Source organism: Psychroserpens mesophilus, from assembly GCF_050617655.1.
Classification (GTDB): Bacteria; Bacteroidota; Bacteroidia; order Flavobacteriales; family Flavobacteriaceae; genus Psychroserpens; species Psychroserpens mesophilus_A.
The window spans coordinates 774,822-801,212 of record NZ_JBODQC010000001.1; the positions used below are offsets into that span (position 1 = coordinate 774,822).

Sequence of the window (26,391 nt, forward strand, 5' to 3'; positions counted from 1 at the left end):
TTAAAACTACATTTTCAAATAAAAATCCTTAGTCAGATTAATGTAATTTTCAGTATAGTGATGACGTGCAGTTTCTATAATTAATTCGGAATTTATTATGTCGCTTTTCGAGAATGAAAACTCAATCAAGCTTCGTTTTATAGCTGCGGAAGGAGAGCCTTTAACATGTGTGATTCGCTTTGGAAAAATAGCAAATTCAGCTGCTAAAACTGTAAACTTTTCTTCTTCTGAAAATGGAATTATTACAGAAAACAGACCTTCTTTCGAAAGTAAAGCAACAACACTTTCTAACAAGTGTTCAAAAGGCATGGCATCTTGAAAACGTGCTAAATCGCGCTTTGAATTTTCTGTTTTATAATTTTCAGCGTAGAATGGCGGATTGCAAATAATTAAGTCGTAAGTATCATCAATTTCATCTGCAAATTCTTCTAATGAAGCATGATAACAAAACAAGCGGTCATTCCAAGGTGATTGTTCAAAATTGTCTACGCATTGCTCGTAAGCTTTGTCGTCAATTTCTAAAGCTTCAATGGTTTGAGCATGACTTCTTTGAGCTAATATTAGTGATAAAATACCAGTTCCTGCACCAATGTCTAAAACTGAAATAGGATTTCTTTCAAGAGAAACCCAAGTACCAAGCAACACACTATCAGTGCCAATTTTCATAGCACATTGATCTTGCTGAACAGTAAATTGTTTGAATTGAAAAGGTTTTACCACAAATTTCAAATTTTAAATTCCAAAATCCAAAAGAGATTAAGTTTTATTAATGATTGCTGATTAAATTTTCCTTAATTCTTCCGATTCATTAATTAAATTTACGATTTCATTGTTATTTGGGTTTAGATCCCTTAAAAGCTTTAACCAAAGTACAGATTCTTTAGCTTCTTTTCTTGCAATTTTTAAACGAAATTTAAAATCTTTATCTCCTAATTTTTCATTGGCTTCTATGTAGTTAGCAGCAACAGAACCTGATGATCTAACCAATTGTTTACCATCTTCGATGTTTGATGTTGTTTTTGTAAGTTTTGTAATTGTTAATCTACAATTTTTGGCAAACAAGTATGTTCTTTCTTCTAAATCGTAAACTTTCTTATTGCCCATAACCAATTGGAATTTTTTATTTTTTATTTTGGAATTTATTCAATATACAATTGAATTAATCCTTCAGGAGTGTCTACAAAAATGATTTTATTTTTTTTATCAACTTTAGAGATGAATTCATCATTCATTGGAATTAAGATTTCGATACCATCTCTGTCTATTTCAAATAGCGACTGTGCAGTAGAGTCATTTATTGATTTGATGATACCAACATGTCCAAAGTTGTTATCTTCCACTTTAAACCCGATAATTTCATGAAAATAAAATTTACCATCATCTAATTTTGGCAGAAATTCAAGTGGTAAGTATAATTCACTTTTTATAAGTGCATCGGCATCTTCTTCAGTATCAACATCTTCAAATTTAATTCTTAATAATTCAGATTTATGAAGCTGAGATGATTCAATAAAAAAAGGGACAAGGTTATTTCGCACTTCAACAAAAACGGACTCCATATTTTCATATAACTCGGGTTCGTCAGTATCTAGTTTGATTAATAATTCACCTTTAAAACTGTATTTTTTGACAATCTTGCCGAGAAAGAAACACTCTTTTTTATTCATAATTATTTAAGTTATTTAATAAAAAAACTCCGACACATCGTATCGGAGTTTAAAAGTATAAAAAATAAATTTCTATTCTTCTTCGTTTGAAGCGGTCGTGTCTTCACCTTCAGCCTTTGCTTCTTCAGTAACCTCTTCTTCAACAACAGGAGCCGCAGCCGCTATTCTTGCTTCATTAACTGCTTTTTCAGCTGCTAATGCTTCAGCTTTTGCTTTTGCTTCGGCTTCAGATAAATTAGCTTCTTTACTTTGTACTTTAGCTGCTTTTTCGTCTAACCAAGCATCGAACTTCGCTTGAGCTTGTTCTTCAGTAAGTGCACCTTTAGCAACACCACCTGCAAGGTGATTTTTAAGCAATGCACCTTTATATGATAAAATTGCTCTGGCTGTATCAGTTGGTTGTGCACCATTCTGTAACCATTGTACTGCACCATCAACATTTAATTCTACAGTTGCTGGGTTAGTGTTTGGATTGTAAGCACCTAATTTTTCTAGGTATTTACCATCTCTTTTTGATCTTGCATCTGCTGCTACGATCCAGTAGTAAGGTTTTCCTTTTTTACCGTGTCTTTGTAATCTTATTTTAACTGACATATGTAATTAATTAGTGAGGTTCGCGACCTCTATTATTAATGAGAGCGCAAAGATAATACAATTATTTAATTTAGAACATTTTATTTGAAATTAAGTAATATTGAAATTTTATTATACTTTTGGAAGTTCTAAAACGTTATATTTACCTAAAAATGTGCCTCATTTTTATTTTAGAGGAAGAAAAATTAAAACCAATGAAAAGACTAGCTATACTTCTCATAACAGTATTAACCTTTGCAAGTTGTGGTGACGAAGTTGAATTTAATTCACCATCAATACAGGGAACTAAGGACTATGTGCTTTGGAGAGCAGAGTATTTTAATGCTGATATAGATAGCAATGGATACTTAACCATTACTGGAGGAAATAACATTGAAACTTTAGAACTCAGAATACCTTCAGTTGCTATAGGTCTTTATAATTTAGGAGATGTTGAGTCTATGGAAGCTAGATTTACTGCTGCCGATGGTACTGTATATTCTACTAATTATCCTGAAGATGAATCAAATCAACCAGTTTATACCGAATATGGTTTTATTAAACTAGACGAAATTATAAATAATACATTTACAGGTAGGTTTGAGTTTAATGCATATAATATTGATGGTACAGATGTCATCAACTTTGGAGGTGTTACTGAACAAAACGGAGGTTCAAACGACACAGGAGAAGATCCAATTGGAGGAGGTATATTTTATAGAGTCCCATTAACCTCAGGGAGTTTTCCTACTACGATAATTACATGTGATGATGCTCAAGAGCAAACAGAGTTATTAGAAGCTGCTTTTGTAGCAACAACTGCACCTGAACTCACTTATGTAAGTAGTGCTGATTATGTTATGGCTTGTGAAGCTTTTGCTGCAGCTTTAGAAACTCAAAGAATATATTGTGGTGATATTGGTGGAGCATTACAAAATCAAATAGACGACTTAAATGCTTGTGTTTTTCCATGCGGAATTGCTTTAGACAACAGAAATACAGCAGAAACTGCATTTAATAATGCTACAATTGGTAACTACGTCGCAGCATGTTTGGATTATCAGTTCTATTTACAGGAGCAAATTAATTTTTGTGGAGATCCAGATGGAAGTATACAATTAGAATTAGACGGTTTAAATTGTGCTGATTCTGATGGTGATGGTATTCCAGATATTTTTGAAGATTTTAATGGAGATGAAGATCTTGATAATGATGATTCTGATAGTGATGGAACTCCTAATTATCTAGATGACGATGATGATGGTGACGGAATTTTAACAATTAACGAAGCTAAAGATATTGATGGAAATCCTATTGACACTGATGGTGATAATGATGTAGATTATTTAGACACAGATGACGATGGTGATGGTGTGTTAACACAAAATGAATCAGGAGATACTGATGGTGACGGAATACCAAATTATATAGATGCTGACGATGATGGCGATTCTGTTTTAACTGTTTTTGAAGATATCAATAATGATGGAAACCCAGTTAATGACGATACAGATGCAGATGGCACTCCTAATTATTTAGACGACGATGACGATGGTGATGGTCTTTTAACAATAAATGAAAATCCAGATCCTAATATGGATGGCGATCCAGCAGATGCTGATGATACAGATATGGATGGTGTTCCAGATTATTTAGATAACGTATAAGAAATTTATATGATGTTTTACTAAAGCAGCTCTAATGGGCTGCTTTTTTTGTTAAAAATTTTTAAATCGCTGTTAAAGATGTTAAATCATTCGATATTTCTTTCAGTTCATACTATATTAAGTTAGTGAGATGTGAAACAATACGCATCCCAAAAAAAAGTATTGAAATTTAAAATTGTATAAGATAACATGAAGTATTCAGAAGAAATTTCAAATAAATTAAATGAATTATTAATAAAAAACTATGATGCAGAAAAAGGGTATTTAAACGCCATTGATAACGTAGATAGTGATAAATTAAAAATGTATTTTAAAAGACGTGCTTCAGAACGAAGTGAATTCGCTAAAGAATTAAGAACTGAAATCTTGCAATATGGAGAGATTCCTGAAGATTCAGGAAGTTTTAAAGGAACAATGCATCGTAACTGGATGTCATTAAAATCAACGTTTAGCTCTAATAATGAAGAAGCGATTCTTGAAGAAGCAATTAAAGGTGAAGAAGCAAGTTTAGAAGAATATAACGAGCTCATTAAAGAGCGTAATTTACCGCCAAGTATTGATAGTTTGTTAGTAAAACATAAAAACGCTATTCAAGCAGCAATTAATACAGAAAAAGTTCATGAAGAACTAGTTTCATAAATTACGTCCGAAAATAAATTAAAGTCAGTTCATTTGAACTGACTTTTTTTGTTTAAAAGTGTTTATAACTTCACTTTAAATAAGCTAAGTTTCTTTGTAATTTTATAAGCTAGATTTTACAGTTCAAAAACCAAATAATAAACAACTCAGTTTTAATGTATTTAATTTTCGATACCGAAACTACAGGATTACCAAAACGTTGGGATGCACCAATTACAGACGTAGATAATTGGCCTAGATGTATTCAAATAGCTTGGCAACTTCATGACGATATGGGAAACTGTGTCGATCATCAGGATTATCTGGTGCAACCGCAAGAGTTTAATATTCCTTATGATGCAGAAAAAATTCATGGTATTTCTACTGAGTTAGCTCAAGAGCAAGGAGTTCCACTAATTGAAGTGCTTGAAAAATTCAATGCAGCTTTAAGTAAAACTAAATTTGTTGTTGGTCAGAATGTAACCTTCGATCTCAATATAATGGGAGCTGAGTTTGTAAGAGCAGACTTTGCTAACAAGCTACAAGAACTTCCGGTATTAGATACTTGTACTGAACACACCGCAGAATTATGCCAGATACCAGGAGGTCGCTACGGAAAGTTTAAATTACCAACCTTAACGGAGTTACATCAGTTTTTATTTAACACTCCCTTTGCTGAAGCTCATAATGCTACTGCTGATGTTGAGGCAACAACACGTTGTTTTTTAGAATTGATTCGTTTAGGTGAATACACTAAAGAACAATTAGATGTTCAGCCTGATTATTTTCAGAACTTTAATGAGAAAAATCCACAGCAAATTCAGCTCATAGGATTAAAACATATCAACCTTAAAAGGGAAAGTGCCAAAATCAATGAACGCCTTCAGAAATCTCAAACAGATGTTATCTCTGAAGCTGAAATAAAAGAGAACATTTCAGATTTAGCTGATGTCGATTTTGTACATCTTCATAACCATTCTCAGTTTTCAGTATTGCAGTCTACCATAAGTGTTTCAGATCTTGTAGCTGTTGCTGCAGAACAAAATATGCCAGCCGTAGCTTTGACTGATCATGCTAATATGATGGGAGCATTCCATTTTGTAAAAGCGGTTAACAATCATAATAAATCGGTTAAAGCACAACATGCTGAAGCTGAAGAAGCAGGAGAAGAGAAAAAAGGAAAAATTATAAAGCCAATTATTGGCTGTGAGTTTTTTGTTTGTGAAAATCACACCGATAAAACCAGAAAAGATAACGGTTATCAAATTGTACTGATTGCCAAAAATAAGAATGGCTATCATAATTTAGCAAAACTATCCTCACATGCTTTTGTTGATGGGTTTTACTACCTCCCAAGAATTGATAAAAAACTCATTCAGCAATATAAAGAAGACCTCATATGCTTAACAGGAAATCTTTACGGAGAAGTGCCAAGTAAAGTGTTGAATGTTGGAGAAAATCAAGCTGAAGAAGCATTAATCTGGTGGAAACAGGAGTTTGGTGATGATTTGTATGTGGAGCTGATGCGTCACAATCAAGAAGATGAAAATCGCGTAAATCCTGTGCTTATTAGTCTTGCTCAAAAACATGATGTGAAGCTTGTCGCTACCAATAACACCTATTATTGCAAACAACAAGATGCAAATGCACATGATATTTTACTATGTGTAAAAGATGGCGAAAAGCAAGCGACTCCTATTGGTCGTGGACGTGGTTATCGTTACGGATTGCCAAATAAGGAATATTATTTCAAATCTTCAGAAGAAATGAAAGCACTGTTCACAGATATTCCTGAAGCAATAACAAATGTTCAAGACGTAGTAGATAAGGTAGAAGGCTTTCAATTAGCTCGTGACGTATTATTACCAGCTTTTGATATTCCTGATGAGTTTAAAGATGATGCCGATTTGACCGATGGTGGTAAACGAGGAGAAAATGCTTATTTGAAACATCTCACTTATGAAGGCGCAAAAAAACGCTATGGTGAAGACCTTTCAGATGAGATTAAAGAGCGTCTCGATTTTGAATTAAGTGTCATTGAAAATACAGGTTATCCAGGATACTTTTTAATCGTTGAAGATTTTATTCGTGAAGCCAGAAATATGGATGTATCTGTCGGACCAGGTCGTGGTTCTGCAGCAGGATCTGTAGTGGCTTACTGCCTTTGGATAACCAATATTGATCCTTTAAAATACGACCTACTTTTTGAGCGTTTCTTAAATCCAGATCGTATTAGTATGCCTGATATCGATATCGATTTTGATGATGAAGGCCGAAGTCGCGTCATGGATTATGTCATTAAAAAATATGGAGCGAATCAGGTAGCTCAAATTATTACTTACGGAACCATGGCTGCGAAGTCATCAATTAGAGATACAGCCCGAGTTTTAGATTTACCTTTATTTGATGCCGATCGCATTGCGAAGTTGATTCCAACCATGTCTAAACTGAATAAAATTTTCGGTCTTGATGAAAAGGAATTGTCAAAAAAATTCAGAGCTGAAGATTTAGAAAAAGTGAATCAGCTTCTCAATATCGCTGATGGAAGCGACTTAGAGTCTGAAACGGTAAACTTAGCGAGAACTCTAGAAGGTTCTGTTCGTAATACTGGAATTCATGCTTGTGGAGTGATTATTACGCCTGATGATATTACCAAGTTTGTTCCTGTTGCTACCGCAAAAGATTCTGACTTGTATGTGACTCAGTTCGATAACTCTGTGGTGGAAGACGCAGGTTTGTTGAAGATGGATTTCTTAGGATTAAAAACGCTGACTTTAATTAAGGATACTGTTAAAATCGTTAAAGCAAAGCACAATATTTTACTTGATCCTGACAGCTTTCCGTTAGATGATGAAAAAACCTATGAATTATTCCAGAAAGGAGAAACGGTAGGTGTGTTTCAATATGAATCACCAGGTATGCAAAAGCATCTTAAAGATTTAAAACCTACAGTGTTTGAAGATCTCATTGCAATGAACGCCTTGTACCGACCAGGACCAATGGAATACATTCCAAGTTTTGTTCGTAGGAAACATGGTGATGAAGATATTGAGTACGATTTGCCAGCAATGGAAGAATATCTCAAAGAAACTTATGGAATTACGGTGTATCAGGAGCAGGTCATGTTACTCTCGCAAAAGTTAGCCGATTTTACCAAAGGTGAAGCAGATATACTCCGTAAAGCGATGGGTAAAAAGCAAATTGCAGTTCTGGACAAAATGAAGCCTAAGTTTATAGAACAGGCAGAAGCAAAAGGGCATGATGCTAAAGTGCTGGAAAAAGTCTGGAAAGACTGGGAAGCTTTTGCAAGTTATGCTTTTAATAAGTCGCATTCAACATGTTACGCATGGATTGCTTATCAAACAGCCTATTTAAAAGCGCATTATCCTGCAGAGTATATGGCAGCTGTGCTCTCAAATAACATGAATGATATTAAGCAGGTAACCTTCTTTATGGAAGAATGCAAGCGGATGCGATTAGATGTCTTGGGTCCAGATGTAAATGAGTCATACTATAAATTTTCAGTAAATCAAGATGGTGCAGTTCGCTTTGGTATGGGAGCTATAAAAGGAGTTGGTCATGGTGCTGTGAAAACAATAGTAAAGCATAGAAAAGAAGATGGTCATTACAAATCAATATTTGATTTAGCAAAGCGAATCGACCTTAGAGCTGCAAATAAAAAGGCCTTTGAAAATTTAGCTTTAGCTGGCGGTTTTGACGGATTTGGAGATACACATCGTGCTCAATATTTCCATGATGATGGTGATGGAATTACCTTTTTAGAGAAAGCCATTAAGTATGGAGCTAAACATCAGGAAAACGAAAATTCTGCTCAGGTGAGTTTATTTGGAGCTACCAGTGATGTGCAAATAGCAGAACCTGTGGTGCCGCCTTGTGAAGAATGGGGAACGATGGAAAAATTAGCTCAGGAGAAAGAAGTTGTTGGTGTTTACATCTCTGGTCACCCTTTAGATGATTTTAAAGTAGAGATGAAAACGTTTTGTAATGGAAATCTGGCACTCTTTAATGAGTTAGAAAATTACGTAAATCGTGAAATCACTTTTGGAGGTGTTGTTACCGATGTACAGCATCGTGTTAGTAAACAAGGTAAAGGTTGGGCACTTTTTATGGTTGAAGATTACACAGATAGTTTTGAGTTTAGAATTTTTGGTGAAGAGTATCTGAAGTATCGCCATTTTTTGGTAAAAAACAGTTTTGTCTATGTAAAATGTTATGTAAGAGAAGGCTGGGTAAATCGTGAGACTGGTAAAAAAAGTGATCCTAGATTACAGTTTAATAGTTTTCAATTACTTCACGATGTTATGGATACTTATGCTAAGAAGCTATCCGTTCAACTTAATATTAATGATTTAAAAGAACAGAGAATTACTAAACTTAAAGATTTATTCAGAATTCATGAAGGTAATCATGCCCTTAATTTTGTAATCTATGATAACGATGAAGAGATTAAACTGAATTTGCCGAGTAGAAAACAAAAAGTTAAAATATCACAATCGTTATTACAAGAATTAGAAAATAATGATGTGTATTATAAGTTGAATTAATGTAAAACTTAATATGATAAACATAAAATCTTAAATCCAATCAAAAAGAGTTCTTAAGTAAGTTTCGATATCTTTAAGTTCTTTTATGATCCAAATAATTACCTAAATCATCTAATGAATCATCCCAAAATTGCTCATAGAATTTGATCCATTTGTTAAGCTCTTTTAATGGTTTGGCATTAGCATGACAAAAACGTTCACGACCTTTACGGTCTAAATAAATTAAGTCTGCTTCTTCTAAGGTTTTAATATGTTTGGTAACACCTTGTCTGCTTATTTCAAATTGATTTGCGATTTGAGTTATTGACAAATCCGAACTGGTAACAATCAATGTATGAAAAATCTCACGTCTTATGGGATCAGCTATGGCTTTAAATAATTGTGTGATGTTATCCTGCATTCACTTCTTTTTTTAGATAATTTGTTAGTTGATTGATACAATCAGTCCATCCACCATTAAAACTTTCAAGCATAGTAATTGCTGTATCTCCAGCATAGTTTGAAATTCCTGAATGCTTTAAATACAGATGTGTGCCACCTGTAACAGCCACTAACTTCCAGTTCACAGTCGTTTCTACTTCAGTGCCAGCTACAATCCATGTGTAAACTAATATATAAGGATGTGCTTTTTTAACTATTCCGTTAATAGTTGTACACCCTTTTTCATTTGGTTCTGATGAAAAAGTGTATTGATACCCCTTTTCAGCTTTAAAGTCGGCTTTTAAAAACCATTTCGAAATTTCTTCGCCTTTTGAAATGGCACTCCATACTCTATCTATAGGATGATTAAATACTTTTTCTTTAATAATTGTGTCCTTCATGATTTATTATTTATCGAATTTATTAGATAATACGCAACGTTATGGTTGCTAACTTACGTCAATCTTTTATAATGCGCAACAAAAAAGTTGCGTATGATAATAATGTCTTTGCGCAAAGGATAGAACGGTTTGTTTGAGCTCCTCGTAGAGAGCGAGTAGTGATAGCCTGGTTTATGCGCCCTAAAAATTATTATATAAGCATTCAATAACTTCATAATCAAAACAAATACGTACATTGTAAGGTTTGGCAAAATTTTTGACTAATTTTGTGTATTAAAACGAAGTTAAACTCAATTAGAACATATAATTATGGCATTAGAAATAACAGATGCAACGTTTGAAGAAACAGTATTAAACAGTGATAAACCAGTAGTGGTTGATTTTTGGGCTGCTTGGTGCGGACCATGTAGAATGGTTGGGCCAATCATTGATGAAATAAGTACAGAATACGATGGTAAAGCCGTTGTAGGTAAAGTAGACGTAGATGCTAATCAGGAGTTTGCTGCTAAATATGGCGTGCGAAATATCCCAACAGTTTTGGTATTTAAAAATGGAGAGGTCGTAGGACGTCAGGTTGGAGTAGCTCCTAAAAATGCATATACAGACGCTATCGATTCTTTATTATAAGATATAATCTAAAAGAAATGATAAAAGGTTTGCCAATGTGGTAAACCTTTTTTTATTTTTAGCTAATAATAAGTCTAAGACAAAACACATATGAGTAAGCAAGCAAAAGCACAAGATATAATAGATAGTAAATTATTGGAAGAACGTAAAGTGTTTCTATGGGGAATGGTAGATGAAAAATCGGCAAAACATGTTATAGACCGTTTGATGTATTTGGATACCTTAGAAACCAAAGACATTCATTTATATATTAACAGCCCTGGAGGTTATGTCACTTCTGGGTTTGCTATATATGATTGTATCAAATCATTGAATAGTGATGTATCTACTATTTGTACAGGATTAGCGGCATCAATGGGATCTATTTTGTTATCCGTTGGAACTAAAGGAAAGCGCTTTATCCAACCACATGCTCGTGTGATGATTCATCAGCCAAGCGGAGGAGCACGCGGTCAAGCGAGTGATATAGAAATTACAGCTCAGGAAATTTTAAAAACAAAGGAGTTAAGTGCTAAGATTTTAGCAGATAATTGCGGTCAGGATTTTGATAAGGTAATGAAAGATTTTAATCGTGACCATTGGATGGGAGCAAAGGAATCTAAAGCGTATGGAATTGTTGATGACATCTGTTAGATTTTAGAACATAGACTAAAAACATGAATTTACAAGCAGAACTCAACAAAGCAGGCGGATTTAAAAACTTAGAACTTCTTGCCAAGCAGGTTGTGGAAGGATTTATTGCAGGAATGCATAAGAGTCCGTTTCATGGGTTTTCTGCTGAGTTTGCTGAACATAAAATTTACAATCAAGGAGAAAGTACACGTCATATCGATTGGAAGCTCTATGCTAAAACAGACAAGCTTTATACCAAACGTTTTGATGATGAAACTAACCTACGTTGTCATCTCATTATAGACAACAGTAGTTCGATGCATTATCCTGAACTTAACGATTTCAATATTACTAATCTTAATAAAATTGCTTTTTCGGCTTTAGCATCAGCATCTTTGATGCACATCTTAAAAAAGCAGCGTGATGCGGTTGGTTTAAGTATTTACAGTGATGCCTATGATTATTATGCTCCTGAAAAAGGAAGTGAACGTCATCATCAAATGTTGTTAAGTCAGTTGAGTAATATGGTTGTTTCTAAACCATTACATAAACAAACTGAAACATACACCTATTTGCATCAAATAGCAGAAAACATTCATAGGCGCTCTTTAATTTTCTTTTTTACAGATATGTTTCAAACGGCTACTGATGATGTGAAATTATTTGAAGCTTTGAGGCATTTAAAGCATAACAAACACGAAGTTGTACTATTTCATGTCATTGATAAGGCTAAAGAATTGAAGTTTGATTTTGATAATGCACCCAAACGTTTCATTGATGTAGAAACAAATGAATTTATTAATTTGTACCCAGACAGCGTTAAGGATGGTTATGAATTGGCTGTGAATGACTACTTTAAATCTATAAGATTAAAATGCTTACAATATCAAATCAAGTATGTTGAAGCAGATATCAATCAGTCTTTTGATAAGATTCTAACGACTTACATGGTAGAGCGACAAAAATTTATTTAAAAATTTTGTCAAAAATCTTTAGAAAAGATTTGTGATATTAAAAATCGAATGTATATTTGCCCTCGCATTAAAGCAACGGTCTGGTAGTTCAGCTGGTTAGAATGTCGCCCTGTCACGGCGAAGGTCGCGGGTTCGAGTCCCGTCCAGACCGCTTAAAAATTGCAACACTAAAGCTCTAAGAAATTGGAGCTTTTTTTAAGCAATAAAAATAGTTGTGTTGTTCTAGGAGCAATCCTAGAGTTGTGAGAAACTCAATGTTGTTGAGTTCTTACCGATGAGAAGCTTTCCTTTTTTCTGAATAAGAAAATAGGGATGCTTTTTTGTTTTTATGCCCTTTTTGTTCTAAAAAAGGTGTGCAATAAGGTGTGTTTTAAGTTCTTCAGAAATGCACACCTAATTTTATAATAATTTAAAAATCAATCAAATGAATAAATATAATTTTAGTGTGTTATTTCTGTTGGCAAGTAATAGAAGTAACAGAAATAATAAGTGTGCTCTTAAATGTAGAATTACATATAATAAGAAGCGAAAAGAATTTGCCACTGGTAGGTTTGTGAATCCATCAAATTGGAACAGTAAGCAACAAGTAGCAGAACCGCCTGAACCAGATGCAAAACTAATAAATACTCAATTGAGCCTGATAAGAACTAAACTTAATCAGGCTTTTTTATTTCTACAGGTTAATGAAAGTGATTTTGAGGCTAGTGATATTTACTTACAGTATAAAGGTAAGCCCCTGAAAAAAGATTATGGAGTAGTAGAAGTTTACAACTTATATTTAGCAAGAATCCATAAATTAATTGGAATAGATATTAAACAAGTTACTTATGATAAGTATTTAGAATCTGGTAGACATTTAAAGAGTTTTATTAGATATAAATTCAAATCAACTGATATCAAATTTAAGACTCTTAAAAGCAGTTTTGTAACTGATTATGAGTATTATCTTAAAACAGAGAAAAAGTTTCAACTGAGCACTTTAAACAAGGCTATTCAGAGATTTAGAAGGGTTATTAAATATGCTTTATCTGAAGATTACTTAGCTAAAGATCCTTTTATTATGTATAAACCTAAAACGGTAAAAAAAAAGATTCATTTTTTATCTCCAGAAGAACTTCAAAAACTAGAACAAACTTCTTTTGAAATTAATAGAATACAACAGATAAAGGACTTGTTTGTGTTCTGCTGTTATACGGGATTAGGATTTAGTGAAATGAGTAATTTAAAAAAATCTAATATTATTAAGGAATTTGATGGTAATCTATGGATTCATGTTTTTAGAAATAAAACTAATGGTTTTTATAAAGTTCCATTACTTCCAAAAGCGTTAGAGATTATAGAAGTATATGTAAATGAAGGTCATGAGTATATATTCCCCAGGATGTCTAATCCTAAATTCAATGCATATTTAAAGGAAATAGCACACGTTGTGGGAATTGAATTCAACTTAACTCATCACATTGCTAGAAAGACTTTTGCAACTACAGTATTGCTTTATAATAATGTTCCGATTGAGGTTGTTAGTAAACTATTAGGACATTCAAAGATCCAAACGACACAAGACAGTTATGGTGAAATAGTGCAAAAGAGAATTAGTTTAGAGATTGAAAGGTTAAAGGGTAAGTAATCTATTATCTCTTCTTTTCAATATAATGAAAACTGAAAATCAAAATTTGGAGGTAAAAAGCTCATGAAATTGTCAACTTGTCAACTTTATATATCAAAATTGAAGAGGTCACTAATATTTGTATCTAATATTTTGGCAATTTCATAGGCTGTACTAATAGACGTATTTATTACACCTCTTTCAATCCTACTTATTTGAGATATTTCAACGTCTAAATCACTTGCAAGTTCTGCTTGAGTCAAATCTTTAGATTTTCTAATTTTTCTAAGATTTTTACCGAATTCTATTAAAAATGCTTGATTTTTTGAATACTCCACACGTTAAAATTCGTGTAGTTTTAATATTAATCAGTAGGCAAATTTGCCTATATTTAAAAACTAAATTTATCAAAATGATAACAGGAATTGTAATTATAGTGTTAATAGTTATAGGAAAGTTTATTTACGATTCCTACCTGACTAATAATACAGAGAAAAGATGGGAAGAACATAAGAATATGAATTCTATTAACGTTCCTGAAACAAAAATAACTTATAACGATATTAAACCTTTTAATAATGTGAGAATTGATGGATATTATGTTCATAATTACAAAGGATTAGATATATATAATAATTCATTTGAAATTATACAGTTATTATTGTTTTTAGATGATAAATATGTTTGTCTTATAGAGCCTGAGAGTTATCTTGTAACTACGGATGAAAGAATGAAAGTGTTTATGTCTAAGTTGAAAGAATCTATAAAGATTATTAAGTCAGATGAATATAATCATCTAGACGATAGCTTAGGCACTTATCAAGTTGATAATAACAAAATTGAAATAAAATTTTTCAACCCTAAAGATGAAAATAACAGTGATATTAATAATCCAAAAGTATATAAAAAGTTATATGGTAGCATTCAAAAGGATAAACTTGTTTTAAATCAATTAGATAGAATCTACGATTATTCAATAGGAAATTTCAGAGAGGCAGAAATTGAATTATTAAAAGGTTCTAAATTCATTTATAGCTCTTTATGACACAAGAATCATTAGAAAATACCATCATTAAAGGTATTTGTAATTTAGATATTAAGCCTTTATATGCGTTGAGTGAAAATGTTATGTATTCAAACTTAACAAAATCTGAATTGTTAGAAGAGTTTACTTTTGTGTTTAAAGATTATAAATCTAAAGGAGTAAATAAGCTAACTTATAAATGCTCAAAATGTAATTATTGTTTACCGTTAGCTAAGGCTTTTGAATTTTACAATTCAGAAAATAATGAATTCATTATGAGGTATATTATTCATAGTGATGAAGATGGTTGTAAAGTTAGATTGTGTGAAAACAGCCCTCCAACTGATTGTAAGGAAGAAATACCATTCTAATTTTTTTCAAAATTTTTTTAATTTTTTTTGAGAGTTTCTCTTTTTTGAGGAACCTACAAAACACCCCCCACACTTTGTTGAGCGTGGGCAAGTAGCCCGTACCAATTTGTTAAATCTAAAAATTAAAAAGACTATGGTAAAAATTGTAGATTTTAAAACCTATCAAACAGAGGATGGGAAGAGTTTTTGTACGTTAATTGTACAGGGAGGAATTGAGGCAGTAAAAAGCCAAGAAACAGACAGAACTTATTTAACTGCTAGAAAGGCAAGAGTGGCTTGCACATTTAATGAAGCAGTTTGTCAATCATTAATTGGAACAAACTTTCCAGGAACTATTAAAAGAATAGAAGTTGATCCTTATGAATATACTATTGAAGGATCTGGAGAAGTTATTACCTTATCTCATCGTTATGAGTATATGGGAGAGGAAGAAGGCATTGTCAAGGATAATGTTCTAAAAGAAGAAGAGGTGTTTTAGCCTCTTTAAAAATTCAAATTGAAAGGTTCTAACTATAAAGTTAGAGCCTTTTTTTATGGTTATATAAAAAGATTATATAATCTCAAACATTAATAAATATAAGATATATGAAACTACAACAAGCTAAAAGGCATCAAGTTAAATTGAGACTTGGATTAAGTGGAGCTAGTGGATTTGGAAAATCCTATAGTGCCTTATTACTAGCATTCGGAATAACCAACGATTGGTCAAAAATAGCAATTATTGATACAGAAAATAGAAGCGCTAGCTTATACTCTCATTTAGGAGATTATAACGTTTTATTATTAGACGCTCCGTATAGTCCAGAACGTTACATTGAGGCTATTAAAACGTGTGAGAATGCTTCTGTAGAGGTGATAATAATTGATAGCATTACTCATGAATGGCAAGGCTCAGGCGGTTGTTTACAAATACATGAACAACTCGGTGGCAGGTTTCAAGATTGGGCAAAACTAACTCCAAGACACACGGCATTTGTAGATGCGATTTTAAATTCTAAATGTCATGTTATCACTACAACAAGACGGAAAGTTGATTACTCAATAGACACCGCCCAAAATGGTAGAGCAAAAGTTGTCAAACATGGCACTAAAGAAATTACTCGTGAAGGGTTTGAATATGAGTTGACAGTGAATTTTGAACTAATCAATGATAAACATTTGGTTAAAGCATCCAAAGATCGGACAGGTTTATTTATGGACAAACCAGAGTTTGTAATTAATGCTTCTACTGGCAAAAAATTAATGGCATGGTGTAACGAAGGCATTTCAATCCAACAAATTAGTAAAGAGATTGAAAACTGTCCTACAATAGACATGTTAAAGCATATATACGCAAAATATTCAAGTGTTCAAACAGAGATTAAGCCACTTATTGTAAAGCGTAAAGGAGAATTGGAACCTTTAGAGAATCAAATAATTGATAAAAAAGAAATTGTCGAATCATCAAAAAAAGAAAACGATGGAATTAATAGCTAATAATAACACTCAAAATATGGTTTTAAGTCATACAGAAGTGGTTAACAATACTTCTAAAAACTTTATAGAAGCCAATACAGAAAAAGTAAGCTTAGAGCATTTAAAGCAAAAATGTACTATTCCTGTTTTTGCAAAAGATAATGAGTCAACCATTAGTCATTTTCAATTTATAAATGAAACATTTGAAATGATTAAAAGTCAATTTCCGGACACTAATCCAAATCCTCCGGATATTAGAGTTAGTCATGTTGTGAAAGGAAGAGTTCCTTCAGCTATTGGTAAACCAGCTAAAGAGTTATTAGAGAACGAGAAAACCATTTATTATGAAAGATGTGCTTTTGTGATTGAAATACCTCAATTTAAACAAGTAATCAATGGGAACGAATTAGCACTCTGTGTTGGAGGGGTAAGAGCTTATAACCAAGAAAACCTTTACAGTAAAAAAAGCTTAGAGAAATTCAAAATATTTGTGGGATATCAGAATACAGTTTGTACCAACTTGTGCATAAGTACTGATGGATTTACCAATGAAATAAGAATTGGCTCTATCTTAGATTTAAACCAAAATATTGAAAATCTATTGAACAATTATGACAAGGAAACTCATTTAAAAACAATGGAATCTATGTCAGAATTTAGTTTAACTGAAAATCAATTTGCTCACTTAATTGGAAAATTGAGGATGCATCAACATTTAGATAAATTAGAGCAAAAAAAATATTTTCCAGTAACTTTAAATGACTCTCAATTAAGTAGTGTATTAAAAGACTATTACGGCTGTAATAATTTTAAAAAGAATGATGATGGTTCAATTAACATGTGGAATCTTTATAATTTATTTACAGAAGCCAACAAGTCATCGTACATAGATAGTAATTTTGAACGTAATGTCAACACTTACCAATTCGTAAACCACCTAGTAGAATCAATAAAAAACGACTCTATAAGTTGGTACCTTCATAATTAATATATAGCTAACTCGTGAATTTCAACACAGGCAGAAGCACCTAAATATATTAAAAAAATGAATGATAAAGAATTAGCAGAATTACTCAAATACAGCTCATCTAAGGAGCTTTACATTGTAACTTGGAATAATCTACTAAAACTCCTTTTTTGCCCCTTTAAAGTTAAAGTACACCATGATATTGGAATGCTTAAAAAGGGGCAAAAAGTTATGGTGGATGAAGTTAAAATTACGATGGATTTACAAACGGTTTATATCATTAATAATGTAGCTTACTATTATTATCATTTTGAAATTTTATTAGAAAGCTAATTTTGCATATTATAAATTAATTCTAATGAGATTTTTTGTAATAAACAGTTGAAACTAATTAGAATAGATGCCGTATTAATTATTTTAAAACTATTATATTTAGTACTGTATCTATTTTTAAGTAAAGTATGATTGATCCTAAACTAGAAAATCTTTATAAATTCACTGATATAAATTATCTCAATCGTAGTTTAATGATTGAATTCACAGAAGAATATTATCAGAATTATGGAATATCAAAACCACAAGATGACCCATTGTTGACGGAGTATAATGTAACAATAAACGACCAAAATCCTTTGAGCGGTATTACCATAAAGCATGAGTTTCATTACACTATTGAAAAATTCATTATAAATAAAATAAATGACAGCTTTGACAAGTTAATTTCAGAATATTATGATACTATTAGGTTTAAGGGAGATCCTGTTGAAAAGGCAGCTTACTACAAATTGATTTACAATCAGTTGACTGAATTATATAGAAAATTAAAACAAAAAGAGTTTATAACTATTTACCTTAAATTTTTTAAAAATGGAATAGATTTGTTTAAAGAAAAATTTGGCTATATATCTACGCAAAGGGCAACGTACCAAAGACAGTTAGAAAATAGTTTTGAAATCCTAGTATCTGATAGAATTACACAAGAAGATGTTATCTATAAATTGGAACGTATTTTTAATGCATTAAAGGTAAATGATTTTCTTCCATTATCTACTGAAAAAAAAGATTTTATCAGGCTGTTTTCTGGTAATATAATTTACAGAAAAGTAAGATGGAAAGGAACATTAAGCTCGTTCTACTATTTTAATAAAAAGCTTAATAAACTTAGTTTTATTAAAGATTTAAAGCATAATAAATGGAGTGTAGCACATAAGTGTTTTCTAGTTCTTAACAAGGACAGTATAGAATACAGCTCATCTAAATTTAGATTACAGAAAAATCCAACCAAAAAAGTTATGGAAGTTTTAGATGAAATTCTTGATATTTAATATACTCTACACTACTACTCTACACCCTCGATTTTTTTAGTTCTTTTTAAAAGCAATTTTATTATATGTACTGCTTTTAAGTACTCTACACTCAGCCAATGTTTGTTTTTTTAACATTCATTCACTATTAATTTTGACAGCAGATGTTAAAGTTAAACTTCTTATTTAATGTCCACTAAATAAGAAAAGAGGTGTTATAAATAAATAATTATGAAAAACTTAAAGAAACTTAAAAGAGACAATTCTATTGAGCTGTCTCTTGAAATTAAAAAACAGCAAAATCACGAAAATCCGAAAATTTTACTACCAAATGAAAACGAAATAAAAAAGGAAATTAAAGAATTTGATTTCTGGGAGAATAGTAATGGTAAAATTAAGATTAACCATCTAGAATTAATGGAATTTTTTTCTTCGAATGGTTTCTATAAGTTCAAGTTTGGCAATAGTTTATTAGTTATTAAAGAAAGTAATAATTGGATTGAAGAAGTAGGAGATGATGATTTAATAGATTTTGTCAAAAGTTACTTAAAAAGGAAAAAAAAGAAAGAAGTATTAGAGGTTTTTACTAAAGGAGTTGGAAGTTACTTAAGTCTAAAGAAAATGTCCTTTTTGGATCAGGCATCTACTATAAAGGATAAAGATGATCGAGATAACTCTAAAATTTTTTTTAATAATTGCTTTGTATCAATTTCAAAGATAGGATTTGAAATAAATTCCTATAAAAATTTAAAATCTAAAGTTTGGAAAAACAGAATCTTAAAACGAGATTTTGAATTGCCAAAAGACAACAATAAAGGGCAGTTCGAACAATTTTGTTTTAACATATCTAAAAAAGATGAACAAAGATTTTTTTGTTTAAAAACACTAATTGGATACTTGCTACACAGAAATAAAGAAAGGGGAGAAGCAGTAGCGGTCATTTTATATGATGAATTAATGAGTTCTACAGGTGAAACTAATGGCAGAACTGGTAAGACACTTATAAGTATTGCTCTCAATGAATTGAGAGAAGTTATAACATTTGATGGTAAAAATTCAAAAAAAAACAGTTGGTTTAAATTTCAACGTGTTAATGTTACTACAGATATTTTAAACTTTGATGATTTGGACAAAAACACGAGTCTTGAAGAATTCTATTCTCTATTAACTTCTGGTTTGGAAATAGAAAAAAAACGTAAAGATGCTATAAAATTGGAGTTTTTGGAATCTCCAAAAGTATTATTATCCTCAAATCATATTGTAAAGGGTCCAGGAGGTTCCTCAGACAATGCAAGACGGCACGAATTTGAAATAGCAAATTACTATGATGCTGTATTCACTCCAGAAATTGAATTTGAGACTAGATTTTTTGGAAATTATTGGACAATAGAAGAGTGGAATAAATTCTACAAATTTATGATAGATTGTATTTTATTATATCTAAAAAACGGATTAGTAAAAGCTGAACCAATAAATTTCATCAGGGAAACTGTAATTGAAAAAACAAGTAATGAATTTTTTAAGTGGATTGAAGAAAGATTGCGTCTTAATCAAGAAGAAGATAAAAGAGCTTTTCATCAAGAATTTATTAATCAATTTACTCAGTTCAGTGGTTTATCTTCTCATAGGTTCACAAAATGGTTAAATATCTATGCAAATTATAGGGAAGCAACATATTCACATCGGAGTTCTGGAGGTGAATATTATTTCACAATTTCTAAATCATAGTATTATGAAAAAGACAAAAAAGTTTGGAACAATATACACTTCAAAGAATAAAGAAACTGGAAAGTATTATGTGGGAGCAACAAGGAAAGGCTTAAAAGAAAGAAAAGAAGAACACATTAATAAATCTCAAAACGAAAGTGATTTACCATTTCATGAAGCAATAGCTACTTATGGTATTGATGCTTTTGAATGGCAAGAGACTGATACAGCAAATTCTAATGATGAATTAGCTCAAAAAGAAAAAGCATATATAATTAAATATAATGCAAAAGAAGAAGGCTATAATTCAGATGAAGGAGGAGGATTTAAAAAAACAGTTTACCAATACAGTTTAAAAGACGGTAGCTTGGTAGGTCGTTATAATTCCTTAGAAGAAGCTGGCAAAGATGTCAATGCAACAAAACAGCAGTTGTCAAGAGCTTGCTTGAGCGTAAATAAAACTTTTGAAGGGTTTTATTGGAGCTATGATTATAAAGAGCCTTTTACGCCCAATAATGATACTCGAAAGAAAAAAGTATTATGTTTTAATCAAAAAGAAGGAACTATTATTGAGTTCGATTCAGTTGCAGAAGCTTCAAAAGTTACTGGATGCAACAAATCAAGTATTGCAAAGGTATGCAGGGGAGAACGGAATCATGCAGGAGGATTTATCTGGAAGTATGAATAATTAAATAACAAGAATAAAATTACAAAGGAGAAGTGAAAGCTTCTCTTTTTTTATATCTAACAATTAAAACTTATCTAATGAAAAATATAATATCAGAAATTGAACTAAAGTACAGCCCAACTGTATTAAAAAGCGAACGTCCTAAAATAATTAATAGCAAATCAGCACACAAGGTGTTATTAGATATTTGGGATATGGACACAATTGAGCTTTATGAAGAGTTCAAAGTGTTATTACTTAATCGAGCAAATGAAGTATTAGGAGTTTATACAGTATCTAAAGGAGGGCTTCACGCCACTGTGGTTGATTTAAAGCTGTTATTTGCAGTTGTATTAAAATCAGCTTCTAGTTCTATCATTTTAGCACACAACCATCCTAGTGGTAATTTAAAACCAAGTGAAGCAGATAGAAAACTATACTTAAAAGCTAAAAAAGTTGCTGATTATTTAGATGTAAATATACTTGATAACCTAATTATTACTAAGACAGAATATTATAGTTTTGTTGATGAAGGCTAATCTGAAGTTTTACGCAAAAGGTAATAAAAAGGGTGTTCTTTAATCTATTATATCTTAAAACAGCTTATTTTATTGAGCATGGTTAAATATTTTACGGTCTGGTAAAGACTATTAATTAGATATAAATAAGGTAACTAGAAATGTAGAAAGGACAAAGTTTTAAACTTTGTCCTTATTTTCATGTTTTTAGATTAGCTGTTATTATTGTTTTATCATTATATACTCTTGTTGCCAAGGCATATTTGGTTCAGGTTCTGGTAGTGAGCTACCATCATAATTAACTAATTGGTTAAAAATAACGTAGGCTAGGATTGCTTCTTGCCCATTAATAATACGTTTATGCAATATAGTTGTCGCCACATGACCAGTCATTGGATCTGTGAGAGAAACCCTTAGTCTATTTTCACCATCTATACAATCACTTGAAGGAAGAAAGTTACAGTCTTTAGATATATGGTTTCCGTTTATTGCAGATTCATAACCTACCGATGATCCTAAGCTTGTTAGGGTATTTATGACTTCAATACCATCTTCTATATACTGATATTCGCCTGTGATTAAATCTTCATAATAAAAATCATTAAAATACATTACTTCTTTACTCAATATTATTTTCAAAGATGTGGTGCCGTTGGTGTACAACCAAGTCCCTTCAAATGAATTTAAATCGTTATCTATATCCTTATAATAAGCATTTGGTTCTTCCTCGTACCAGTCTTCTAAAGGAAGTATAGGGCTTTGTGCTTTACAAGCAAAACATATCATTAATCCAGTAATTATTATTATATTTTTCATTTTTTTTTTATTTTAGTTACAAGGTTGTGATAATACTTCAGAATTAACTGAATTTGGATTTTCTAACTCTAATTTACTCCAATTACTTAAATTTGCGTCATTAGCTTTGAACAATGATACGCCATAGTCAGCAAAATTTTTAAGAAATACTGCTTCAAGTTTATTAGGATGTCTTTCGTATTTGCCGGTTAATTTATTATTTAGTTTTTCAAACTTTTCCCCATCAAAGCTACCTTTTGTATTATTTATATCATCATTTAATTTCGACATAAATAAATCGTAATCATTTATTTTTATTGCATAAACAGTGCCATCATTATTAGCTGTGCCGTCATCGTTTACAGTATGGTCGCCATTAACGATCATCATAAATACGTCTTTTTTATTAAAGTCATCATGTAGACCATCATACAAACCCCTTAAAGCGTTTACATCTCTCCAAGAAAACATTGATATCGTACCTACAGGATGACTATGAATGCACCCGTACTGTCTTGGACCGAATTTTACTTTTGAAGATGTCAGTGTATAACCAATTACAACTTCTTCATCATTAGCAGAATTATATTCCTGACCACCATAATTAAGGTTCTTCTCGAAACATACAGAATATTCTACATTTTCATTAACTTTTCCTCTTAATTCTTCTACCAATGGATTGATATTTGCGCTGAAATCGTCAGTTTGACTGAGCTTTTTTAAACTTTTGCAACCATCTTTAAGACTTTCGTAATCATCAAATGGAACCGCTAGAATATCTACTTCTGTAGAATCATCATCAGAATCATCATCAGAATCATCATCAGAATCATCATCAGAATCATCATCATCGGGATTTCCACCACCTGTATTACTATCATTAGGATCTGTTCCGCCAATGATTGTATTGTCTCCTCCACTACAGCCTTGATAAACAAAAATGTATTGTGCACTACATTCAGAAGTGCCAGCTCTAAAACAAGTCATTACTTCTTGCTGACATCTGCATCTATCATCTCCAATTTCATGACCACCGTCTGCACCCGGTCCCCAACAAGTTGGACGAATACTACAAGCAATACCGCTAAAAACATTTACAAATTCTGGTTCACAGCCAACACCCATAAGAGGATTCAATTCCTCATCGACTATAGTCTGTATTTCAAAAAAAGATTCATCATATATTTTTTTGTCATTTTCATCTATGCTATAAGAGTATCTTAAAATATATTGTTCGTATTTACCATCATTAGATTCTTTAAAAACATAATTTTCAAGAATATTAGGCTCAGGATTATCTTTGAAAACCAAAAAGGTATATGTTTTAAAGTCTTCAAGTTCCATAATTTGTACATTATTGTCTTTAATAGTGAAACCATATTCCTGAGAAATTGCAGAACGTTCAAGATATTCATTTTCGACAAACTTGTTAACTTTTGAGGCAAGTTCTCTGTTCTTAGATTTTAAATGGTCATAAGGTTGAATTATAATATTGAATGTAGGTTTCTCACTATATTGTGTTTCATCCATTTCTTGAAATGAATCATCTTTAATACATGTAAAAAATAACAAAGGAATTCCAAAGAGTAGAGTTCCAATTTTGAGATAATTTTTAAGAATTTGTTTCATACAATGTTGGTTTTAAAGGTTGTTGATTCAAATTTAATTTTCAATGGTTAATTCAAAAACTGAAAATGAGTAAACTATGTAGTTTAGTTAGTAAAGTGATTTTTGGATTGGTAACAACCAAAACGTCAAGATATCTTAACTTTTAATTTGAATTACAAATCTCAACAAATTAATTCTATATGTCAATACGTAGAACTACGTACATAAAAGTTATTTGAATTATAATCTTGTGGAGTAGTCAAGACCGTGATTTTTAAATTACTGTTTCTTTAGAAGCACAATTTTCTAAGTGAAGATAAGAGATAATTAAAATATCTAGTAAATTGAAAAATTAATCTAAATTAATGCCATATTTAAGAATTAAATAATCATCAATTTTATCTTTATCATTTAAGCTTAGTAGTTCTTGTTTTTCAAGTTCAGTCAAATTACATACTCCAAAGTTCTTAATATAATTTTTTGCTACTGAAAAGTAATTACCGGTATATGGTTTGCTTGTATTTTCTATATAAAACCAAAATATCTTTGACATTAAAATCTTCTGTAAAACAACTAATTCCTCTTTAGAATCAGATAGAATGGCATAACCATTATAAAAAAGTAAGTCCTGATCTTCTGAGAAGACAAAACAAGGTTCATTTGTTATATATGGAAGAAGTAATTTATAACCATTTAGTGTAAGTGCTTGATTTCTACCAAAAGCATACCACTTCTCATAATCTCTGCTGCCTTTATCTCTTTTTGATAGAATTTCTTTTTGAGTTAATAAATACTCATAAGCAAAAGGGAATTCTGATTCTAAAACATCTTCAGTCATAATTTCAAGCACTCCTTTATTTTCATTAAATAAATTATCATTACTTAAAATTATTTGATAAGGAAAAATTAGTTTATCAGTATGTTCATTAATTTGAGATTCTAATTTTAAAGTATTTGGTTTAATTGCATTTCGACAAATTCCTCTTTCAATTTTAAATTCTCTACCATCTTTTACTAGATGAAAATAATCCTCTGTTTCGTTTGTGGGTTTAAATACATAAACATTGTTTTTTAGTGTTGCAAAACCATTACGTATTTCAAATTTATTACCTAATTGTTTTCCAGTATTTTCTATTATAGATATGACTTTTCTCGTTTTCTCACTAATTAAGTACCAACCATCAAAATCATTTAAATTCGAATATAAAATGCTTATATAATCTCTCTTTTTTAGAGAACTAATATTTTTACTAGCACTTTTTATGTACTTAACTTTTGTTGACGGAGTTTTGCCTATTATACAAATACAAGTATAAGTAGAACGATTTTTAAATAATTGTTCTCCTCTAAAATCAATTATTGTCAAGTCAAAGCTGTTTTTTGAAAAATAGTTTCTAACTGATCTACCATTGAGGCTTTTGTAAAATGTATTAACAGTTATGTAGCCTAGTACTCCAGATGGATTTAAGTTTTCCATTCCAATTTCAAAAAAAGGAATATATAAATCTGATTTGCCTGAAGCGGAAACACTCCACTTTTTTAATAGAAGTTTAGTTTTATTATCTATTTTAGAGGAACCTACATAAGGAGGATTACCAACAATAATATCAAAACCTTTATTTTTTTTAATTTTCTTTACTGAATTCCAATCAAAACTTAAAGAGTTACCTTGAAACAAATTGAATTCAAAACTAGTTCTGTCTTCACCATTCAATATAGCATATAAACTCAACAATATTTTAGTTCTTTCAATACTGTAATTTTGAATGTCTACACCATAAATATTTTCTTTAAAAATTTGATAATAAGTTTTATCAGTTTCTAATTTTAATTTATCTACTATAGTTTTAAAAAAACCACCACAACCACATGCAATATCACCAAATTTAGCATTAGCAATATTTCCATTTTGATACTTATTAATTGTTTCTGAAATAATGAATTCTCTTATATAATTTGGTGTAAATACTGCTCCATTTATTTCTTTATCCTCTGGTGAAATAACAAATTCAAAAAGTTCTAACAATTCTTCAATATTGAAATCAATACTTCTTAAATGAAATAAAAATTCATTTAACTGCCTTTGCTCATTAACATCAGAGTCACTAATAATGTAGCTCTTTATTAGTTTATTTTTTACATAATAAATTTTGTTTGAAATTAAAAAAGAGGAAACTAGTAAACGATTTATATCCCAAACTTTGTAAGAATAGGTTTTAAGGTATTTTAATATATTTTGATTCAT

Annotated in this window: 27 protein-coding genes and 1 tRNA gene; 18 read left to right on the top strand and 10 right to left on the bottom strand. The window is 31.1% G+C overall.

Annotated features, from left to right (window positions below; all coding sequences use genetic code 11):
* Positions 1 to 6 precede the first annotated feature (6 nt).
* The 4 genes from ACRHNM_RS03350 to ACRHNM_RS03365 all read right to left on the bottom strand — a co-directional run bounded on the left by ACRHNM_RS03350 (position 7) and on the right by ACRHNM_RS03365 (position 2,261).
* Positions 7 to 720: a tRNA1(Val) (adenine(37)-N6)-methyltransferase gene (locus ACRHNM_RS03350; RefSeq protein ID WP_431133656.1), complete on the bottom strand. Its 714-nt coding sequence runs from the start codon at positions 718 to 720 to the stop codon at positions 7 to 9.
* 60 nt (positions 721 to 780) lie between these two features.
* Positions 781 to 1,104: a four helix bundle protein gene (locus ACRHNM_RS03355; protein ID WP_431133658.1), complete on the bottom strand. Its 324-nt coding sequence runs from the start codon at positions 1,102 to 1,104 to the stop codon at positions 781 to 783.
* 35 nt (positions 1,105 to 1,139) lie between these two features.
* Complete coding sequence (rimM, locus tag ACRHNM_RS03360) at positions 1,140 to 1,667, bottom strand: ribosome maturation factor RimM (RefSeq protein WP_431133660.1); 528 nt, start codon at positions 1,665 to 1,667, stop codon at positions 1,140 to 1,142.
* A 72-nt stretch (positions 1,668 to 1,739) separates the two neighbouring features.
* Positions 1,740 to 2,261 (bottom strand): 30S ribosomal protein S16, encoded by a 522-nt coding sequence (locus ACRHNM_RS03365; RefSeq protein ID WP_431133662.1) that lies wholly within the window; start codon positions 2,259 to 2,261, stop codon positions 1,740 to 1,742.
* A 194-nt stretch (positions 2,262 to 2,455) separates the two neighbouring features.
* Between ACRHNM_RS03365 and ACRHNM_RS03370 the strand changes: the two genes are divergently transcribed.
* From ACRHNM_RS03370 to dnaE, 3 genes are all read left to right on the top strand, one after another.
* Positions 2,456 to 3,907 carry a DUF6252 family protein gene (locus ACRHNM_RS03370; protein WP_431133664.1) on the top strand — a complete coding sequence of 484 codons (1,452 nt, stop codon included), beginning with the start codon at positions 2,456 to 2,458 and terminating at the stop codon, positions 3,905 to 3,907.
* A 189-nt stretch (positions 3,908 to 4,096) separates the two neighbouring features.
* On the top strand, positions 4,097 to 4,546 hold the full coding sequence (locus tag ACRHNM_RS03375; RefSeq protein WP_431133666.1) for a ferritin-like domain-containing protein: 450 nt from the start codon (positions 4,097 to 4,099) through the stop codon (positions 4,544 to 4,546).
* A 155-nt stretch (positions 4,547 to 4,701) separates the two neighbouring features.
* Positions 4,702 to 9,090 carry a DNA polymerase III subunit alpha gene (gene dnaE, locus ACRHNM_RS03380; protein ID WP_431133668.1) on the top strand — a complete coding sequence of 1,463 codons (4,389 nt, stop codon included), beginning with the start codon at positions 4,702 to 4,704 and terminating at the stop codon, positions 9,088 to 9,090.
* A gap of 73 nt (positions 9,091 to 9,163) precedes the next feature.
* Here the strand turns inward: dnaE and ACRHNM_RS03385 are convergent, their stop codons facing one another.
* On the bottom strand, positions 9,164 to 9,490 hold the full coding sequence (locus ACRHNM_RS03385) for an ArsR/SmtB family transcription factor (protein WP_431133670.1): 327 nt from the start codon (positions 9,488 to 9,490) through the stop codon (positions 9,164 to 9,166).
* Positions 9,480 to 9,911, bottom strand: coding sequence for an SRPBCC family protein (locus ACRHNM_RS03390; protein ID WP_431133672.1), 432 nt, complete (start codon positions 9,909 to 9,911; stop codon positions 9,480 to 9,482). The genes ACRHNM_RS03385 and ACRHNM_RS03390 overlap by 11 nt, the downstream gene beginning before the upstream one ends.
* Positions 9,912 to 10,217: 306 nt before the next feature.
* Here ACRHNM_RS03390 and trxA point away from each other — a divergent pair, with 306 nt between their 5' ends.
* The 5 genes from trxA to ACRHNM_RS03415 all read left to right on the top strand — a co-directional run bounded on the left by trxA (position 10,218) and on the right by ACRHNM_RS03415 (position 13,751).
* On the top strand, positions 10,218 to 10,538 hold the full coding sequence (gene trxA, locus ACRHNM_RS03395; RefSeq protein ID WP_431134019.1) for a thioredoxin: 321 nt from the start codon (positions 10,218 to 10,220) through the stop codon (positions 10,536 to 10,538).
* Positions 10,539 to 10,628: 90 nt separating this feature from the next.
* The gene (locus ACRHNM_RS03400) at positions 10,629 to 11,171 is read left to right on the top strand and encodes a ClpP family protease (RefSeq protein ID WP_431133673.1); all 543 of its coding nucleotides are present in this window, start codon (positions 10,629 to 10,631) and stop codon (positions 11,169 to 11,171) included.
* 23 nt (positions 11,172 to 11,194) lie between these two features.
* Positions 11,195 to 12,124 (top strand): DUF58 domain-containing protein, encoded by a 930-nt coding sequence (locus ACRHNM_RS03405; RefSeq protein WP_431133675.1) that lies wholly within the window; start codon positions 11,195 to 11,197, stop codon positions 12,122 to 12,124.
* A gap of 77 nt (positions 12,125 to 12,201) precedes the next feature.
* Positions 12,202 to 12,275 (top strand) — tRNA-Asp (locus ACRHNM_RS03410).
* Between the two features lie 273 nt (positions 12,276 to 12,548).
* A complete protein-coding gene (locus ACRHNM_RS03415) occupies positions 12,549 to 13,751 on the top strand; it encodes a tyrosine-type recombinase/integrase (protein ID WP_431133677.1) in 1,203 nt (400 codons plus the stop codon).
* Between the two features lie 86 nt (positions 13,752 to 13,837).
* Here the strand turns inward: ACRHNM_RS03415 and ACRHNM_RS03420 are convergent, their stop codons facing one another.
* Complete coding sequence (locus ACRHNM_RS03420) at positions 13,838 to 14,068, bottom strand: helix-turn-helix transcriptional regulator (RefSeq protein ID WP_431133679.1); 231 nt, start codon at positions 14,066 to 14,068, stop codon at positions 13,838 to 13,840.
* Positions 14,069 to 14,142: 74 nt separating this feature from the next.
* Between ACRHNM_RS03420 and ACRHNM_RS03425 the strand changes: the two genes are divergently transcribed.
* From ACRHNM_RS03425 to ACRHNM_RS03470, 10 genes are all read left to right on the top strand, one after another.
* Positions 14,143 to 14,775, top strand: coding sequence for a hypothetical protein (locus ACRHNM_RS03425; RefSeq protein ID WP_431133680.1), 633 nt, complete (start codon positions 14,143 to 14,145; stop codon positions 14,773 to 14,775).
* Positions 14,772 to 15,125 (top strand): hypothetical protein, encoded by a 354-nt coding sequence (locus ACRHNM_RS03430; protein WP_431133682.1) that lies wholly within the window; start codon positions 14,772 to 14,774, stop codon positions 15,123 to 15,125. Before ACRHNM_RS03425 ends, ACRHNM_RS03430 begins: the two co-directional genes overlap by 4 nt.
* 133 nt (positions 15,126 to 15,258) lie before the next feature.
* Positions 15,259 to 15,603 (top strand): hypothetical protein, encoded by a 345-nt coding sequence (locus tag ACRHNM_RS03435; RefSeq protein ID WP_431133684.1) that lies wholly within the window; start codon positions 15,259 to 15,261, stop codon positions 15,601 to 15,603.
* Positions 15,604 to 15,710: 107 nt separating this feature from the next.
* Positions 15,711 to 16,601, top strand: a complete 891-nt coding sequence (locus tag ACRHNM_RS03440) for an AAA family ATPase (RefSeq protein WP_431133686.1) — start codon at positions 15,711 to 15,713, stop codon at positions 16,599 to 16,601.
* Positions 16,585 to 17,568 (top strand): DUF3871 family protein, encoded by a 984-nt coding sequence (locus ACRHNM_RS03445; RefSeq protein WP_431133688.1) that lies wholly within the window; start codon positions 16,585 to 16,587, stop codon positions 17,566 to 17,568. The genes ACRHNM_RS03440 and ACRHNM_RS03445 overlap by 17 nt, the downstream gene beginning before the upstream one ends.
* A 57-nt stretch (positions 17,569 to 17,625) precedes the next feature.
* On the top strand, positions 17,626 to 17,880 hold the full coding sequence (locus ACRHNM_RS03450; RefSeq protein WP_431133690.1) for a hypothetical protein: 255 nt from the start codon (positions 17,626 to 17,628) through the stop codon (positions 17,878 to 17,880).
* 194 nt (positions 17,881 to 18,074) lie between these two features.
* The gene (locus ACRHNM_RS03455) at positions 18,075 to 18,872 is read left to right on the top strand and encodes a hypothetical protein (protein WP_431133692.1); all 798 of its coding nucleotides are present in this window, start codon (positions 18,075 to 18,077) and stop codon (positions 18,870 to 18,872) included.
* Positions 18,873 to 19,082: 210 nt separating this feature from the next.
* Positions 19,083 to 20,579 carry a hypothetical protein gene (locus ACRHNM_RS03460; RefSeq protein WP_431133694.1) on the top strand — a complete coding sequence of 499 codons (1,497 nt, stop codon included), beginning with the start codon at positions 19,083 to 19,085 and terminating at the stop codon, positions 20,577 to 20,579.
* Positions 20,580 to 20,583: 4 nt separating this feature from the next.
* The gene (locus ACRHNM_RS03465; protein ID WP_431133696.1) at positions 20,584 to 21,246 is read left to right on the top strand and encodes an NUMOD1 domain-containing DNA-binding protein; all 663 of its coding nucleotides are present in this window, start codon (positions 20,584 to 20,586) and stop codon (positions 21,244 to 21,246) included.
* Positions 21,247 to 21,323: 77 nt separating this feature from the next.
* Positions 21,324 to 21,764, top strand: a complete 441-nt coding sequence (locus ACRHNM_RS03470; RefSeq protein ID WP_431133698.1) for a JAB domain-containing protein — start codon at positions 21,324 to 21,326, stop codon at positions 21,762 to 21,764.
* Positions 21,765 to 21,965: 201 nt separating this feature from the next.
* Here the strand turns inward: ACRHNM_RS03470 and ACRHNM_RS03475 are convergent, their stop codons facing one another.
* The 3 genes from ACRHNM_RS03475 to ACRHNM_RS03485 form a co-directional block, all read right to left on the bottom strand.
* Positions 21,966 to 22,559, bottom strand: a complete 594-nt coding sequence (locus tag ACRHNM_RS03475; protein ID WP_431133699.1) for a DUF6705 family protein — start codon at positions 22,557 to 22,559, stop codon at positions 21,966 to 21,968.
* A 12-nt stretch (positions 22,560 to 22,571) separates the two neighbouring features.
* Positions 22,572 to 24,167, bottom strand: coding sequence for a hypothetical protein (locus ACRHNM_RS03480; RefSeq protein WP_431133701.1), 1,596 nt, complete (start codon positions 24,165 to 24,167; stop codon positions 22,572 to 22,574).
* Positions 24,168 to 24,498: 331 nt separating this feature from the next.
* Entirely contained in the window at positions 24,499 to 26,391 is a 1,893-nt protein-coding gene (locus tag ACRHNM_RS03485; RefSeq protein WP_431133703.1) for an HsdM family class I SAM-dependent methyltransferase, read from the bottom strand.

Bases quoted from the DNA above. Each gene is read 5' to 3' on its own strand.
- ACRHNM_RS03355 (WP_431133658.1), bottom strand. From the start codon at position 1,104: ATGGGCAATAAGAAAGTTTACGATTTAGAAGAAAGAACATACTTGTTT.
- rimM (WP_431133660.1), bottom strand. From the start codon at position 1,667: ATGAATAAAAAAGAGTGTTTCTTTCTCGGCAAGATTGTCAAAAAATAC.
- ACRHNM_RS03365 (WP_431133662.1), bottom strand. From the start codon at position 2,261: ATGTCAGTTAAAATAAGATTACAAAGACACGGTAAAAAAGGAAAACCT.
- ACRHNM_RS03370 (WP_431133664.1), top strand. From the start codon at position 2,456: ATGAAAAGACTAGCTATACTTCTCATAACAGTATTAACCTTTGCAAGT.
- ACRHNM_RS03375 (WP_431133666.1), top strand. From the start codon at position 4,097: ATGAAGTATTCAGAAGAAATTTCAAATAAATTAAATGAATTATTAATA.
- dnaE (WP_431133668.1), top strand. From the start codon at position 4,702: ATGTATTTAATTTTCGATACCGAAACTACAGGATTACCAAAACGTTGG.
- ACRHNM_RS03385 (WP_431133670.1), bottom strand. From the start codon at position 9,490: ATGCAGGATAACATCACACAATTATTTAAAGCCATAGCTGATCCCATA.
- ACRHNM_RS03390 (WP_431133672.1), bottom strand. From the start codon at position 9,911: ATGAAGGACACAATTATTAAAGAAAAAGTATTTAATCATCCTATAGAT.
- ACRHNM_RS03400 (WP_431133673.1), top strand. From the start codon at position 10,629: ATGAGTAAGCAAGCAAAAGCACAAGATATAATAGATAGTAAATTATTG.
- ACRHNM_RS03405 (WP_431133675.1), top strand. From the start codon at position 11,195: ATGAATTTACAAGCAGAACTCAACAAAGCAGGCGGATTTAAAAACTTA.
- ACRHNM_RS03415 (WP_431133677.1), top strand. From the start codon at position 12,549: ATGAATAAATATAATTTTAGTGTGTTATTTCTGTTGGCAAGTAATAGA.
- ACRHNM_RS03425 (WP_431133680.1), top strand. From the start codon at position 14,143: ATGATAACAGGAATTGTAATTATAGTGTTAATAGTTATAGGAAAGTTT.
- ACRHNM_RS03430 (WP_431133682.1), top strand. From the start codon at position 14,772: ATGACACAAGAATCATTAGAAAATACCATCATTAAAGGTATTTGTAAT.
- ACRHNM_RS03435 (WP_431133684.1), top strand. From the start codon at position 15,259: ATGGTAAAAATTGTAGATTTTAAAACCTATCAAACAGAGGATGGGAAG.
- ACRHNM_RS03440 (WP_431133686.1), top strand. From the start codon at position 15,711: ATGAAACTACAACAAGCTAAAAGGCATCAAGTTAAATTGAGACTTGGA.
- ACRHNM_RS03445 (WP_431133688.1), top strand. From the start codon at position 16,585: ATGGAATTAATAGCTAATAATAACACTCAAAATATGGTTTTAAGTCAT.
- ACRHNM_RS03450 (WP_431133690.1), top strand. From the start codon at position 17,626: ATGAATGATAAAGAATTAGCAGAATTACTCAAATACAGCTCATCTAAG.
- ACRHNM_RS03455 (WP_431133692.1), top strand. From the start codon at position 18,075: ATGATTGAATTCACAGAAGAATATTATCAGAATTATGGAATATCAAAA.
- ACRHNM_RS03460 (WP_431133694.1), top strand. From the start codon at position 19,083: ATGAAAAACTTAAAGAAACTTAAAAGAGACAATTCTATTGAGCTGTCT.
- ACRHNM_RS03465 (WP_431133696.1), top strand. From the start codon at position 20,584: ATGAAAAAGACAAAAAAGTTTGGAACAATATACACTTCAAAGAATAAA.
- ACRHNM_RS03470 (WP_431133698.1), top strand. From the start codon at position 21,324: ATGAAAAATATAATATCAGAAATTGAACTAAAGTACAGCCCAACTGTA.
- ACRHNM_RS03475 (WP_431133699.1), bottom strand. From the start codon at position 22,559: ATGAAAAATATAATAATAATTACTGGATTAATGATATGTTTTGCTTGT.
- ACRHNM_RS03480 (WP_431133701.1), bottom strand. From the start codon at position 24,167: ATGAAACAAATTCTTAAAAATTATCTCAAAATTGGAACTCTACTCTTT.
- ACRHNM_RS03485 (WP_431133703.1), bottom strand. From the start codon at position 26,391: ATGAATCAAAATATATTAAAATACCTTAAAACCTATTCTTACAAAGTT.